Annotated in this window: 13 protein-coding genes; 6 read left to right on the forward strand and 7 right to left on the reverse strand. The window is 31.7% G+C overall.

Annotated features, from left to right (window positions below):
- From aroF to mutS, 3 genes are all read right to left on the reverse strand, one after another.
- Nucleotides 1–904 (reverse strand): 3-deoxy-7-phosphoheptulonate synthase (aroF, locus tag AC27L2_RS12905; protein WP_487212176.1); only part of this gene is annotated, 904 nt, incomplete at its 3' end.
- Nucleotides 905–918: 14 nt separating this feature from the next.
- Entirely contained in the window at nucleotides 919–1,527 is a 609-nt protein-coding gene (locus AC27L2_RS12910; protein WP_487212178.1) for a DUF1684 domain-containing protein, read from the reverse strand.
- Between the two features lies 1 nt (nucleotide 1,528).
- The gene (mutS, locus tag AC27L2_RS12915) at nucleotides 1,529–4,144 is read right to left on the reverse strand and encodes a DNA mismatch repair protein MutS (RefSeq protein ID WP_487212179.1); all 2,616 of its coding nucleotides are present in this window, start codon (nucleotides 4,142–4,144) and stop codon (nucleotides 1,529–1,531) included.
- Nucleotides 4,145–4,412: 268 nt separating this feature from the next.
- On the opposite strand from mutS, the gene AC27L2_RS12920 reads away from it, so the two are divergent.
- The 5 genes from AC27L2_RS12920 (at nucleotide 4,413) to AC27L2_RS12940 (ending at nucleotide 11,808) form a co-directional block, all read left to right on the forward strand.
- Nucleotides 4,413–8,093: an alpha-amylase family glycosyl hydrolase gene (locus AC27L2_RS12920; protein WP_487212180.1), complete on the forward strand. Its 3,681-nt coding sequence runs from the start codon at nucleotides 4,413–4,415 to the stop codon at nucleotides 8,091–8,093.
- Nucleotides 8,094–8,167: 74 nt separating this feature from the next.
- A complete protein-coding gene (locus AC27L2_RS12925) occupies nucleotides 8,168–8,506 on the forward strand; it encodes a hypothetical protein (RefSeq protein ID WP_487212181.1) in 339 nt (112 codons plus the stop codon).
- A complete protein-coding gene (locus tag AC27L2_RS12930) occupies nucleotides 8,507–10,777 on the forward strand; it encodes a T9SS type A sorting domain-containing protein (protein WP_487212182.1) in 2,271 nt (756 codons plus the stop codon). It abuts the gene before it with no gap.
- A 110-nt stretch (nucleotides 10,778–10,887) separates the two neighbouring features.
- Nucleotides 10,888–11,547 (forward strand): fumarylacetoacetate hydrolase family protein, encoded by a 660-nt coding sequence (locus AC27L2_RS12935; protein WP_487212183.1) that lies wholly within the window; start codon nucleotides 10,888–10,890, stop codon nucleotides 11,545–11,547.
- A 12-nt stretch (nucleotides 11,548–11,559) separates the two neighbouring features.
- On the forward strand, nucleotides 11,560–11,808 hold the full coding sequence (locus AC27L2_RS12940) for an FmdB family zinc ribbon protein (protein ID WP_487212184.1): 249 nt from the start codon (nucleotides 11,560–11,562) through the stop codon (nucleotides 11,806–11,808).
- A 6-nt stretch (nucleotides 11,809–11,814) separates the two neighbouring features.
- Here AC27L2_RS12940 and AC27L2_RS12945 read toward each other — a convergent pair whose 3' ends face one another.
- Nucleotides 11,815–12,576, reverse strand: a complete 762-nt coding sequence (locus tag AC27L2_RS12945; RefSeq protein ID WP_487212185.1) for a DUF72 domain-containing protein — start codon at nucleotides 12,574–12,576, stop codon at nucleotides 11,815–11,817.
- Between the two features lie 94 nt (nucleotides 12,577–12,670).
- On the opposite strand from AC27L2_RS12945, the gene AC27L2_RS12950 reads away from it, so the two are divergent.
- The gene (locus AC27L2_RS12950; protein WP_487212186.1) at nucleotides 12,671–12,835 is read left to right on the forward strand and encodes a hypothetical protein; all 165 of its coding nucleotides are present in this window, start codon (nucleotides 12,671–12,673) and stop codon (nucleotides 12,833–12,835) included.
- Nucleotides 12,836–12,925: 90 nt separating this feature from the next.
- Here AC27L2_RS12950 and AC27L2_RS12955 read toward each other — a convergent pair whose 3' ends face one another.
- The 3 genes from AC27L2_RS12955 to AC27L2_RS12965 all read right to left on the reverse strand — a co-directional run.
- Entirely contained in the window at nucleotides 12,926–13,471 is a 546-nt protein-coding gene (locus AC27L2_RS12955) for a NifU family protein (RefSeq protein ID WP_487212187.1), read from the reverse strand.
- A gap of 99 nt (nucleotides 13,472–13,570) precedes the next feature.
- Nucleotides 13,571–14,254 (reverse strand): 16S rRNA (cytidine(1402)-2'-O)-methyltransferase, encoded by a 684-nt coding sequence (rsmI, locus tag AC27L2_RS12960; RefSeq protein ID WP_487212188.1) that lies wholly within the window; start codon nucleotides 14,252–14,254, stop codon nucleotides 13,571–13,573.
- Nucleotides 14,255–14,368: 114 nt separating this feature from the next.
- Nucleotides 14,369–15,961, reverse strand: a 1,593-nt coding sequence (locus AC27L2_RS12965) for a proline--tRNA ligase (RefSeq protein ID WP_487212189.1), incomplete at its 5' end; no start/stop codon positions are given.

A 15,961-nucleotide genomic window follows, 5' to 3' on the forward strand; every position in this document is an offset into this window, starting at 1 on the left:
CATCATGAATTTCAATCATTAGTCCATCTGCTCCAGCTGCTACAGCTGCACGAGCCATTGGAGGCACTTGGTCTCTCATTCCAGTTGCATGCGATGGATCGGCAATAACAGGAAGATGGCTTTTCTTATGAACCACAGGAATTGCAGATAAATCAAATGTATTCCTTGTATAATTTTCGAATGTTCGTATTCCTCTTTCGCAAAGCATAACATTGCTGTTTCCACCGCTTAAAATATATTCAGCAGACATTAACCATTCTTCGATTGTAGCAGCAATTCCTCTTTTCAGCATAACAGGCTTTTTAACATTGCCAAGTTCTTTGAGCAACGGGAAGTTTTGCATGTTGCGTGCTCCAACCTGAAATATATCTGTATAAGGTTCAATTAATTCAATATGACTAATTTGCATTACTTCGGTAATCACAAGTAAATTGTATTTGTCAGCTGCAGCGCGCATCATCTTTAATCCTTCTTCACCTAAACCTTGAAATGAATATGGAGAAGTTCTTGGTTTGAATGCGCCGCCTCTTAGAATTTTTGCTCCTGACTCTGCAACTACTTTTGCTAATCTAAAAATTTGGTCTTCGCTTTCGACTGAACATGGACCTGCCATCATTACAACTTTGTTACCGCCTATTTCTACATCTTTTATTTTTATGACCGTATTTTCTTCTTTGAAACTTCTGCTGGCTAATTTATAAGGAGTTGTAACGCGATATACTTCTTCAACTCCTTCAAGTATGCTTACTTTTCTGATGTCGAAATCAGGTTTTACACCAATTGCACCGAGTATTGTTCTTTCGGCTCCAACAGATTTGTGAACCTGAAAACCAAATCCTTCAAGATGTTTTATTACATTTTCAATTTGTTCTGGGGTTGCATGTTTTTCAAGAATTACTACCACTTTTATACTCCTTTCTAATTATGAAATTTTTTTTCTCCTGCTTTAATTTCTATTGGAATAAAATCTTCCTTTGTTGGTATTGCGCACGAGTAATTTGGACTGTATGCACAATATGGATTATATGCTAAATTAAAATCTATGGTATAAATATAATCTGGATTATCATGTTTTTCAAAATCGAGATATCTGCCAACGCCGTATGATTCCTTATTTGTTGTTTTGTCTGTAAACCAGATTGAATAATATTTTTCTCCGGATTTAGTTGTTCCTTCATAAACATTAACTTTATATTCTTTATTTTCATAATTGATTATTACGTAACCAAATCTTACTGCTTTTCTTGGCTCTCCCTTTGTTCCATAAATTGTAATTGTATCTTTAGGATTGTATTCATACAATTTGCTTTTGAATACAAATTTTGGGTCAATATCAAAATAATTTAATTCATGAAATTCAACTTTGCCTTTGAAATTAAATGGGGAAGTTGGATCGTTTTTCATAAATTCATTTTTAATTTTCCTTTGTTCTTCAATTGATTTTATGTAATTAATTTCTTCATCAGTATATTTTTTCCCACATGAAGTAATCAGAAGTAATGAAAGTGCAATTATTAAAAATTTCATATTAATCCTTCTTTTCATCAATTTTCTTTTTAAGTTCATTTAATTTATTTAGAGCTTCAAGCGGCGTAATGTTTTCAATTGATATGTCAGAAATTTCTTTTCGAAGTTCATCATCTTTCATTTCAAATAAACTTATTTGATAACTATCTTCATATTTCATTTTTGCTAATTTAGCTTTTTTGACTTCATAAGGAGTAAGCTCTTTGCTTTCAAGATTTTCAAGTATTTGTTTTGCTCTTTTTGTTACAAATTCTGGTAATCCTGCCATTTGTGCTACTTGAATTCCGTAGCTGTGGTCTGCACTTCCTGGCGTAACTTTGTGGAGAAATATTACTTTATCGCCATATTCGCGCACTTCCACTTTGTAATTTTTTATTCTTGGAAACAGTTGAGCCATTTCATTGAGTTCATGATAATGAGTTGCAAAGAGAGTTTTTGCATTCAAGTTAGGATAATCATGAAGATATTCAGTTATTGCCCACGCAATTGAAATTCCATCAAATGTACTTGTTCCTCTTCCAATTTCATCAAGTAAAATTAAACTTTTGCTTGTAGCATTATTTAAGATGTTTGCTGCTTCCTGCATTTCTACAAGAAACGTGCTTTCACCCGATGCAATGTTGTCGCTTGCACCAACTCGTGTAAAAATTCTATCGACCAGACCAATGCGAGCTTCTTTTGCTGGAACGAACGAACCAATTTGTGCTAAGAGTACAATTAATCCAACCTGACGCAGATATACAGATTTGCCTGCCATATTTGGTCCAGTTAGAATAATAATTTGATTTTCAGAAGAAGAAAGTTTGCAACTATTTGGTGTGAATTTTTCTCCAGGCGGCAGAATTCTTTCTACAACTGGATGACGACCATCAATAATTTCAATTACATCAGATTCATCAATAACTGGTTTTACATAATTATAATCATCTGCACAATCAGCAAGTGATTGAAAACAATCGAGCATAGCAATGAGCTGTGCATTTTCCTGAATTTCCTGCACGGCAGATGCTGCAGCCGACCTTACTTGTTCAAACAATTCATATTCAAGTTTTGAAATATTTTCCTGTGCATTTAAAATTTTTTCTTCATACTCTTTTAATTCAGGTGTAATGTATCGTTCAGAATTTACCAATGTTTGTTTTCTAATGTAATTATCTGGAACTTTATCTCTATTTGCATGACTTATTTCAATATAATATCCAAAAACTTTGTTGTAACTTACTTTTAGAGAAGGAATTTTAGTTCTTTCTCTTTCAGTTTTTTGCAAGTTCGAAATCCAATCTTTTGCATTTGTAGATAGCTGTCTTAATTCATCAAGTTCAGGATTGTATCCACTTCTGATTACACCTCCATCAGAAATTGTAAGAGGAGGGTCATCAACAATTGCTTTTTCAATTTTTTCTACAAGCCAATCTAAACTGTTAAGCCTTTCATTTATGGTTCTTAAAGTTTCGGATTTCGTTTGGTCGAGAAGTTGTTTTATTAATGGAATTTTTTTTAATGAAGTTTTGAGATTTATCATTTCACGAGGATTAATTCTTCCTGTGCATACTTTCGAAATTAATCTTTCTATATCTCCGATTTCTTTGAGTTCATTCTGTAAATTTTTTCTTAATGGTTTATTATTAAAAAATTCTTCAACACATTCCTGACGCTTTAAAATTGGTTCAAGCTTTTTAAGCGGTGCAGTAATCCACTTTTTGAGTAATCGTCCACCCATTGCAGTTTGAGTTCTGTCAAGTATTGAGATTAACGAGCCTTCTCGTTCTCCTTCCTGCATTGTAAATAAAATTTCAAGATTTCGTTTTGTTGAATAATCAAGAATCATGTAATCAGATGGATTATACCAACTGATTTTGCTTATATGTGGAAGATTAGCTTTTTGAGTTTCGCGTAAATAATTCAATGCTGCACCTGAAGCACAAATAGCTGCATTCAAATTTTCAATTCCAAATCCTTTCAGTGTTTTTACATTAAAATGATTCATCAATAATTCTGAACAGTATTCATAATCAAAAATCCAATCATCAATTTTGGTAATTCTTGCATTTGCAGCTGATTTTTGAATCAAAGGCTCAAGTTCATTTTTTAATTTTTTGGGGATTAAAATTTCGGATGGATTTATTAAACCAAACTGGCTGTTTAATTCAGATTTTTTTACTTCGTAGGTTTGAAATTCTCCAGTAGAAATATCACAAAATGCAAGTCCAGCAATTTCATTTTGTATGTAAATTGAAAGCAGATAGTTGTTTTTTTTGTGGTCAAGAAGTTTATCTGAAAAAGCAACACCTGGAGTTACAACTTCAATAACTTCTCGTTTGACAATTCCTTTGGCAAACTTTGGATCTTCCATTTGTTCACATACTGCAACACGGTAACCTGCACGCACAAGTTTAGGAAGATAAGTATCAATTGCATGGTGAGGGAAACCAGCAAGCGGAACATCTTCTGCTGCACCATTGGAACGCTTTGTTAATGTAATTCCAAGTACTTTCGATGCAATCTTGGCATCTTCTTCGAAAGTTTCAAAAAAATCTCCAACCCTGAACAACAAAATTGTATCAGGATATTGCTCTTTTATCCTTGCATATTGAGCCATTAATGGTGTTACAGACATATAAAATCTAATTTTTTGGCTGAAAAATATACTATAATGCTGAACTAATCACAATTTAGATTCAACTGATTGCATGAAATTAAAATCTGCTAAAATCAGTTTAATCTGCGTAATCTGTGGGCTATTTTTTTCATTAAAATGTTTATCAAATATTCCGATAATAGTTGAAAGAAAATCTTATGTGTCTGAATTAAAAAGCATTATTATGGTTTAATCAGTTAACTTAATTAATTATATTGTAAATGAATTTGAAATTAACTTTGTGGATATGAAAAAATATTGCATTAAAATAAGCTGCAAATATTATTCTGATGATTTTTTTCTTAACAGAAAATTTCCTCGATATGAATTTCACATCGCAAGAGAAATAAGAAAGAAATATGATTTTCCAGATGAAATATTTTCAATTAATGGGAATGTGATATTTGCAGATTTTCACGCTGTTAGAGTTTTTGTTCACAAAATAAATTCTAAAAGAAATCCAGCAGATTATGTTCAAGCAGGTAAATTAAATGCATCTGCCTTGATTGATGAAATTTATCATTATTTATTCAGACAGTATGAATTTCATGTTAATCCAGGTGTTTGTCAAAGAGCATTGGAGTATCTTCAAAAAGAACTTGGAGAAGAAAATCTACGAAAAATTTTATTTGAGTTTGTCGATTTGTTTCCACCTCTTGATGTTTATAAAGGGAAAATTGGTTTATATGATTATTTGAATTCTTTTACAGAAAATAAATCCAATCAGGAAATTACACTAGAAGAATTATCACTTCTTTATTTTGCTAATTTTAATCCAGTTAACAAAAATATAATTGAACTCTTTGATGAAAATTATTTTTCAAATAAAAATTTATATAAAAAAGTTATTGATTCGCTTGAAGAATTTTTTAAGCAAGAAAAGAAATTTGGTCTTGATAACCAGGACTTATTCACATTCTTTAAAACTCCAATTCTAATTGCCCCTGATAATGTTGAAGCACAGCTCGACTTTATTCGCGAAAAGTGGGGAATATTACTCGATGAAAAATTCATAAAGAAAATTTTGAGCAGTAAAGATTTTATTAAAGAAGAATATGGCCCAATGTTAGGCGGAGGACCACCTCCAGTTGTGCCGCCTCAATATAAAGGAAAAATTAGTGATGCAGATTTATTGAGACTTGGAAAATCAGGTTACAAATATGCTTATGATATTTCAAAAGCTTATGAAGAACCTGAACAGTTTACTGCTGATACAGATTGGATGCCCAATGTAATTTTAATTGCAAAGAATACTTATGTTTGGTTGGACCAGCTTTCAAAAAAATATCATCGACATATCAGAACTTTAGACCAGATTCCTGATGAAGAATTAGCACAACTATCTCGCTGGGGCTTTAATGCATTATGGCTGATTGGAATTTGGGAAAGAAGCAGTGCATCAAAAAAAATAAAACATTTGATGGGAAATATTGACGCTGCTGCTTCTGCTTATTCTCTCTACGATTATCAAATTGCAAGAGACTTAGGAGGAGAAGAAGCTTTCCAGAATTTAAATCATAGAGCTAAAAGATTTGGAATTCGACTTGCAAGTGATATGGTTCCAAACCATACTGGAATTTATTCAAAATGGATTGTTGAACATCCTGAATATTTTATTCAAACTTCTTACCCACCTTTTCCAAATTATACTTTTTCAGGACCAGATTTATCTGATGACCCTTCAATTCAAATTAGAATAGAGGATGGATACTGGACAAGAAGTGATGCCGCAGTTGTTTTTGAAAGAATTGATAATAGAACAGGTGAAAGAAGATACATTTACCATGGCAATGATGGAACAAATATGCCATGGAACGACACCGCACAGTTAAATATGCTTTTGCCAGAAGTTCGTGAAGCTGTGATTCAAAAAATATTTGAAGTAGCAAAAAAATTTTCAATCATTCGATTTGATGCTGCAATGACTTTGACAAAAAGACATTTCTCAAGACTCTGGTATCCCGAGCCTGGAACAGGAGGCGATATTCCATCACGCGCTGATTTTGCTATGACAAAAGAAGAATTTGATAAACTTTTCCCAGTTGAGTTTTGGCGCGAAGTTGTCGATAGAATCAATTCTGAAATGCCAAATACTCTTTTGCTTGCCGAAGCTTTCTGGCTTCTCGAAGGTTATTTTGTTAGAACCCTTGGAATGCATCGAGTTTACAACTCTGCTTTTATGAATATGTTGATGAGAGAAGAAAATGAAAAATATCGTGACTTGATTACAAACACACTCGAGTTTGAACCCGAAATTTTGAAAAGATATGTCAATTTTATGAGCAATCCTGACGAAGAAACTGCAATTAAACAATTTGGCACAGATGATAAATACTTTGGAGTTTGCACTCTAATGGTTACACTTCCTGGTCTGCCAATGTTTGCTCATGGTCAAATTGAAGGGTTTATCGAAAAATATGGAATGGAATATCAAAGAGCTTACTATCACGAAACACCAAATCAATATTTAATTGATAGACATGAAAGAGAAATTTTTCCTTTGATGAGAAAACGATATTTGTTCAGCTCAATTGAAAATTTCTGGTTCTATGATTTTATTGATAACTATGGTCATGTTAATGAAAATGTTTTTGCATATTCAAATTATGTTAATGGTGAAAGAGTAATTGTTATTTATAATAATAAATTTGAAAGCACTGCAGGAAAAATCTACCGCTCAACACCAAAATTAATTCCTGTTAATGATAAAAAAGAAATTCATACAAAAACTTTAGCTTTAGCACTCAACATAAAACAATCTAAAGAGTACTATTACATTTATCGCGACCATGTAACCAATCTTGAATATTTGCGTTCTGGACTCGACTTTAGTATCGATGGACTTTACATCGAACTCGGCGCATTTAAGTATGCAGTTCTTCTTGACTTTAGAGAAGTTTATGATGAATACGGCGACTGGGAAAAATTAGACCGAAGACTTCAGGGCAAAGGAGTTCCAAATGTTGCAAGAGCTTTAATCGAAATGCAGCTTGAACCAATTCATATTGCATTTGAACACATGTTTGATGATGAAATTCTAAATAACTTTGTTAAAGCTTGTGTTGCTGGAGATAACGAAGAGATTCAAAAAGATGTCAGAATTAAATTTATTGATAATAAATATTATCGACTCTTAAGCACAATCAATTCTCATCTCAATCTTAATCAGGATATTAAACCAATTCTCAAAAATTTCGACCGAGAAATTTATACGGTAAGAAAACTTAATCATATTTTGGATTTGTATTTCTCTTTGGAAGAAAATCCGCTTAATATTAATCTGCATAAAGCTGTCATTACAAATAAATCAAGAAATTATAAAGAAGATTCAATTTTATTTATTATGTGGCTTGTAGTTTCTAACATTGGGCAGATGTTTGAAGATGAAGGAGATATAAATAAAAGAAATTATATCAATAAAATTTTGCTCGAGACACCAATTAGAAATGTATTAAAAAAACTTGGCCGCGGTGAATATGATATTTTCCGTTCAATGCTTTTAATTAATATACTTCAGGAAATTAACACAGGAATGATTGAATTATTCTGTGTTGTAAAAGAAAACGAAGAAAAAACTAATTATAACAAAATTGAACTTGGCTGCATTGTAAAACTTCTTGCCAATGAAAATGTTAAGTTGTTTATTGGAGTTAATGAGTATCAAAATATTGTTTATTACAGTAAAGAAAATCTCGAAGAACTTTTAGATTGGCTTCTTACAATTTCAATGCTAGAAAAAATGATATTATTTATCTTGGAAAAAAATCCCGAAACAGAAGAAGATTATAAAAAACTTCATCCTGAAATTGTTGAGATAATTAATCATTCATTTAAGAAATATCAAACAATTAAAAAGTTATCTGATGAATCCGGCTACAAATTGGAAGATTTTATTGAAAGTCTAAATGAATTATCTGAAAAATATTAATTCTATTTGCAGCTGTGGAAATGAATCTTATTTAATCTGTTCTTGTTTATAGAAATTACTTAAGGGAAACAAAAATGAAATTAAAAAACATTTTATTAATTATTGTATTTGGAACATTGCCTTTAATAATTTCTTCCTGCTGCGGGTGTAAAAAAATTGCTGCTGAAGAAAAAATTGTAAAAGGATATATTATAGTAGTAGGCAACGAACCATTTGCTAAACTTGCACTAAAAACAGATGAAGATAAGGTTTATATCTTGAAATGCAGCAAAGAATTAGAAGAAGAATTATATAAACAACAAGGCAATTATTATACAATCGAATTTGATGAGAGCAGAATTGAGATGGATGTTCCTGTGATAAATGTTATAAAAGCAATACCATTTGATAAAGAAAATAAGGAAGTCAAATAAATGAAGAAGATAATCGCATTTTGGTTAATTATATTTACTGCAGTTTTGTTTGCTCAATCAATGTCAATGCAGTCTTTTTCTGATGAAAGAAAAGTATATCCAGTAGACCCGCGTCCTTATCTCGAAAGATTTAGTCAGGTAAATGGAATAGATTTATCTCAGCCAGTTGAACAAACTGCGGTTCTAAGAAAAACAACAGCATGGAAAGTTGGAGATACAAAAACCTGGTATTCCTCAGATTTCACAAATCAACAGTTTTATCAGGTCTCTTCAACCTGTCGTGCAGTTGGCAACTATTGTTATATTTTTGTTGAAGATGCGATCTGGGATAAAAATGTTGATGCTGTTGCAGTTCAAAAAGTATTAGAAGCATTTGAACAAAAAACTCCTGCAAATTCTTCAAAAGGAGTTTATCAAACAAATATTGAAACATTTGGCAATCCACCTGATGTAGATGGTGACCCTAAAATTGTTATTCTTATTCTTGATATAAAAGATGGATTTACTGGCAACGGCGGTTATGTAGCTGGATATTTTTATGCATATCATGAATATAAAACTTCTCAATATCCTTACAGCAATAAAACAGAAATTTATTTTCTTGATGGAGTTCAAAATAAACTTGATGAACCCGCAGGACTTGAAACCGCGATGAGCACTACTGCACACGAATTTCAACACATGATTCATTGGAATTATATACCTGCCGAAGAAACATTTTTTGATGAAGGTTGGTCTCTAGTTGCAGAAGTTATAAATGGGTATCCAATTTATTCACAAAACCATTATGCAGATGAATCAAATCAATATTTATTCACATGGCGAAGAGATGATGCTAATGCAGTCTTGAAAGATTATTCTCGTGCAGCAAGATTTTCACTTTATTTAAAAGAACAATTTGGGGTACAATTATTTAAGAAGTATCTGGAGAATAAAATTAAAGGTGCTAATGGTTTGGATTTTACATTGCAAAAATTAGGTTCAACCAGAAGATTTACTGATATACTTGAGGATTGGTTCATAGCAAATTATTTGAATAATAAAACCGTAAATCCAAAGTGGGGTTATGATTATCCAAACTTGGTAAAAATGAAATCACGCACTTATATTAATCCAAATGTTCCCTCGACAATTGCTAATGTTTATAAGTATGGAGTTCAATATATAACTTTTAACGGTGGGAAAAATCTAAATATTTTATTTAATAACCTTGGGAATAATATCAAGATTAAAGCTATAAAAATTGGTAATAATTATGCTTCCGTTGAAGATTTATCTGTAACATCAGATTATTCATTCCCTGATTTTGGAACTGTTTATAATGAAATTACTTTTGCTGTTTATTTTATAGACCAGAGTGAATCAAAAACAGGTCCATTCAATTTCTCTTATTCATCTGATGGTATTTTTGAAAATAAACCAATTGAAATTGCTTATGACAGCACAGAGCCGGTTGGTGTTTACAGATTATCAGTTGGGGATACAGTTGCAGTTGTTTTTGATGGAATTCAGGGAACTAAATTGGATTCATTTAGAGTAGCTTTAAGAAATATGATTCCAATGCAAGGCGGTGTTTGGACTTCAACAAATCAAAAAATATTGGCAAAAAAATTAGCTTCGGTAACAGTTGCAGGTAAACTTATTCCAGAAGTTATTAATCAAAATGCAACCTATCCATACTTACAACCATATCCTAATTGGGTTACAGTTGATTTAAGAAATTATAACATTGATGCAAGTTCAAAATTTGCAATTGCTTTTATAATAGATGGTGTATATGAAAATGCAAATTCACCAACAAACCGAGTAATGCATACCAATGTTCCGGGTTCAAGCCCATATCACAGTTATACATATTTGAATCAACCTTCAGAAGGCAAAGAACCAGGATGGTATTATATTGGTGATGGAACGACAATTTCACTTTATCTCATTCGTGCTTATGTAAGTTATGTTTTATCAGATAATAAAGAAATTGTAGAAATCTTACCCTCAAGCTTTACACTGGAACAGAATTATCCAAATCCTTTCAATCCAACAACAACCATATCATATCAAATTCCTGTGATGACAAATGTCCAAATAAAAATTTATGATGTTCTTGGAAGAGAAATTAAAACATTGATTGATGAAATTAAGCCTGCAGGAAAATATAATGTTGCTTGGGATGGAAGAGATAATTATGGAAACAGTGTTTCAAGCGGAGTTTATTTTTATAAATTAATCGCTGGCAGTTTTGTGCAAACTAAAAAGATGATACTGATGAAATAAAACTATTCGCACTTAACCTATTGAGAATCCAAGTACTTTTTAACTTTGAGCATTCTTTTTATTGCTGTTTATGAAATTTTTATTTTAGAATTAATAAATAACAGGTTTTTATGAAATACGTAAAATTCAGAAATCACAACGAAGAAGTTCCTATTGGAAAGATTGTTTGCATTGGAAGAAATTATGCAGCACATGCGAAAGAATTAGGAAATGAAGTTCCAGAATTTCCCGTAATTTTCTTAAAAGCAGCTTCTAATGTTATTTATTCTGGAGAATCAGTTATTCATCCAGATTATTCGAACAATCTTCATCATGAAGTTGAACTTGTTCTTTATATTGGGGAGACAATCAAAAATGCCGATGAAGTAAAAGCTGAAGAAGCTATTCATGGTTATGCTGTTGGGCTTGATATGACGCTGCGCGATTTACAATTTGAATTTATGAAAAAAGGGGACCCATGGACACTTTCAAAAAGCTTTGATACCTCTGCTGTACTTTCAGATTTTGTTTTGAAAAAAGATTATAAACTTCGAGGCGATGAAAAAATTTTACTTTCTGTTAATGGCACTATAAGGCAAAATTCAACTTTGAATAATATGCTCTTTTCTCCTTCAAAAATTGTGAAGTATGTATCTGAGAAAATGACTCTCGAAAAAGGAGATTTAATTTTTACAGGAACACCTGAAGGTGTAGGTAGAGTTGTTCCGGGAGATAAAATTTTTGCAGAGATTGAAAATATTGGAACTCTTGAAACAACAATTGTAAGATAAAGGAGCATCATTATGCCAATCTTTGAATATCGATGCAACGACTGTGGAAGAAAGTTCGAAATATTTTTTAAATCAATCAAAGATTCTGAAAATGTTAAATGTCCTAAATGCACCTCTGAAAATATTAATAAATTATTTTCTATGTTTAGTTCTTCTGCTGGGTTTTCTTCATCAGAAAATACTCAATGTTGCTGCGGTGATAATAGAAACTATGCTGATAATAGTTTCTGTTCAAGTGGTATGTGTAATTTGAATGATTAATGATTTTTATTCTGAAAAACTTTTCTGAAATTCAATTGCATCTTCAAACATGTAAGCATTATTGAACATTACGTAATTTATTTTTTTACTGCACGAGGAATATATTTTTTCTTTTTCTTCAGAATTTATTTTGTGATTATAATTAATTCTCTTTCCTTCATAACTGCCATGAATTCTAAAGTAATTAAATTTTCCATAAACTGATTTATTCAAATTTGGTGATAGAGGGTCAACACAGTGTATTAATTTTAATTCGCTGCAAATCTCTTTGATTTCTTTCAGACTCCAGCTGCCTCTTACTTCCCATATAAATTGAAAATTTTTACTGCTGTTTATCAGATTAAAAAAATCGAAAATATTCTTTTTGTTCAATTCATTCGGCTTAAATGATGCAGGAGTTTGAAATAAAATTTTACTGCAATTTAATTTTTCGGCAAATTCTTTTGTTCGTTCCCATGCTTTTAATACTTCATCTGTCGGTTGAAAAAATCCATAATATTTTTTTCTGTTTTCAGGAATTTTTTCTTTTAATCTTCTGTAAGTAAAACTTGAAGCTGGATGAGTAATTAACTGCCAGGCTTTGATAATAAATTCAAAGTTTTTGTTTATAGATTGAGCTTCCTGTTTCCAATTTTCAGCAATATTAATTTGGGGAACTTGATAGAATGTAATGTTAATTTCAATGCAGCTGAAATTTTGAAAATATTTTTTATGAGATACAGGAAAACCGCAGCATCCGGTAAATATTATTTTCTCTTTTTGTTGCATGATTAAAATGACTAAAAAACAATATTAAATTCAGAAAATTTTTTTATATCTAAAAATTTTCATAGATTTTGCACCCAAAAAATGGAGTTTATAAATGGCAAAGCAGCAATCATTTGCAGATAAAGTAAAATCGAAAGCAAAATCAACTCATGTTAATGTGAAAGTTGTAAAGACTGTTAAGACACCAAACGGAACATACAAATTTCAGGAAAGATTTGTTAAGCTTGATGATATAAGTAAGGTAACAGAGATTAAATGAGTTTTCTCTTTTTCTATTCTGTATCTAAAAGCTGAATATCTAAACAACAAAATTGTTTAAAAAAAGCCGCTTTCAAAAGAAGCGGCTTTTTTAATCTGATACAACTTCTATTGCGGGATTTACTTCTCTTTTCAGTAAGTTTTCAATTGCAAGGAGGGTTCCTCTAATTGAGCTTGGGCAGCTTCCGCATGCACCTTGATATCGAATTTTCAATGTGAAGCCTTCCAATCCTCTTATTTCCAGACCACCGCCATCACCTGCAAGTGCTGGACGAACTCGAGTATCAATAATTTCATTTATCTTTCTTAGTAATTCAGTTTGTTCTTCAGTGCTTATCTGGAAATTTTCGCTTTCAGGTGGTATTAAAGATTTGTCGAATTTTTTGATAAAATCAACAAATGGTCGTTGAATTTGTCCCCACTGAACTTTTGGGTCTTTTTCAATTGTAATGAATTTATCCATGTAAAAAACAGAAACTACACCTGGAATTTCAAAAATTCCTTTTGCAAGCGGGTCGTTTTGCGCTTCTTCTTTGCTCTTAAAATTTCTTGCTTCTTTTTGCAGCAGTTTTTCATTCAAAATAAATTTTAGTGCTTGTGGATTTGGAGTCAAATCAACATCTTCAACCATTAACATAGCTTATTCCTTTTTTTCTTTTTAACTAAATTATTGTCTCAAAGGTTCAATTATCCGATTGCAATCTTATCAAAAAAATGATTTCGTTTCAAGCTGAAATTAATTTGGGGGTCTGTTATCTATGATTATTACAAATTCACCTTTAAGATTTTCTTTTTCTGCTTCTTTCAATATTTCTTTTACCTTTCCTCTAAAAAATTTTTCTGAAGGCATGGTTAACTCGAATGCTAAAACAATATCTGTGTTTTCACCAAATACTTTTGAGATTTCTGTTAAGATTGATTTTAATCTGTAGGGGGTCTCCATTAAAACTATCAATTCTCTGACTGATTTTAATTGCTGCAGTTCTTTTTTGCGCAATTCTTTTTTTGGTGAAATCCATCCTGCATAAAAAAATTTATTTAACTTAAAGCCTGAACCGACAAGTGCAGGCAGCAATGAATTAGCTCCAGGAATTGGAACTATTTCAATATTTGATTCAATACAAAGCTGAACAAGCATCCAGCCGGGGTCTGAGAAAAGAGGTGTTCCGCAATCAGAAATTAATGCAGCATTTTTTCCTTCTTTTATTTTCTGAAATAATTCAATTGAAGCTTCTTTTTCGTTATGTTCATTTAATGTGAAAAGTTCTTTTTTAATTTTGTAATGTGAAAGTAATCGATTAGCTTCTTTAAATTCTTCGCAGATTATAAAATCAACATCATTTAATATTTTTAATGCTCGGAGTGTAATGTCCTCGAAGTTACCTATTGGTGTTGAAACGATATATAATTTGGGTTTCATAAATTATGATAGAACGCAAGTTCTAAATATCATTTAGCACGATTCTTCGAATCGTGATACAATGTATAATTAATCTATCAGCGATAATTTGTTAAATCTGTGTTTATCTGTGTTCTATTGTTCTAACAAACTTTTTATCTTTTCTTTGATTTCAACAATTGGAACAGTAAGCTTCTCGCCCGTTTTTCTGATTTTTATTTCAACATTTCCGTTCTTAAGATTTTTCTCGCCGACTATAATTTGCAGAGGCATACCAAGTAAATCTGCATCATTGAATTTAAAACCTGCACTTACATCAAATCTGTCATCATAAATCACTTCAAAGCCAGATGACTGAAGTTCATCATATAATTTTTCACAAGCATCTTTGATATCAGAATTTTTCATATTTAAGCCAATTAGGTGAACATCAAATGGAGCTAAAGGTTTTTTCCAGATAATTCCTTTATCATCATAATTTTGTTCTAAGAAGCAGGCAAGAATTCTTTCAACTCCAATTCCATAACTTCCCATTACTACTGGATGTTCTTTGCCATTTTCATCAAGATAATTTACACCAAGAGCCTCGGAATATTTTGTTCCTAATTTGAAAATATGACCAAGTTCAATTGCTTTGAAAACTTGAAGAGTGGAATTACATCTGATACATTTTTCTCCATTTTCAACAACTCTTAAATCATAATATTCAATGTTTGGGACATCACGCATCAAATCAATTCCACCTATATGATAATCATTTTTGTTTGCACCACTGTAAAGATTATTTGCATCTTTCAATAAATTATCTGCAATTATTCTATGTTTAAATCCGATAGGTCCAATTGAACCAGCATCAGCTCCAGAAATTTCTTTTAACTCATCTGGATGAGCTGGTCGAACATTTCCGCCAAGGACTGCTTGAAGTTTTGTTTCGTTAACCTCATCATTGCCGAGCATTAAAACTAACACAGGATTTCCATTATGAATATAAATTCTTGATTTAGCTGTTTCGTGTTCATCAATTTTGAGGAATGCACATAGTTCATCAATTGATTTGACATTTGGAGTGTAAATTTCATAAATCTCTTTACTTTCGTTGTGACGAGTTGCAGGATTAGCAATTGACTGTGCAACCTCAACATTTGCAGCATATCCACAGTTCTCGCAGTAAGCTACTGTATCTTCTCCCGCATCACTTTTGACCATAAATTCTTCTGATTTACTTCCACCCATTGCACCGCTCGATGCACCAACAACAAAATATTTTAACCCGCATCTGTCAAAAATTTTTCTGTATGCTTTATCGTGCATTTCATAAGATTTATCTAAGTCTTCAAAAGATTTATCGAGTGAATAAGAATCTTTCATTATAAATTGACGACCTCGGATTACTCCACTTCTTGGGCGTGGTTCATTCCTGAATTTTGTTTGTATCTGATACCAAATTTGAGGCAAATCTTTATATGATGTGATTGCACCTTTTGCATGCCAGGCTACTATTTCTTCGTGAGTGGGAGCTAAAACATAATCACGATTTTTAACATGAAACATAATATCGCCAAATGCTTCAACTCTTCCCGTTTGTTCCCAAATTTCTCTTGGATTGAGTGCTGGATAATGAAATTCCTGACCACCAATAGCATTCATTTCTTCTCGAATTATATCCATAATTTTTCGAATAACTTTGTAACCAATCGGAAGCCATGTATAAATTCCAGCTGAAAGTTG

The organism is Rosettibacter sp. KY25 (assembly GCF_057554405.1).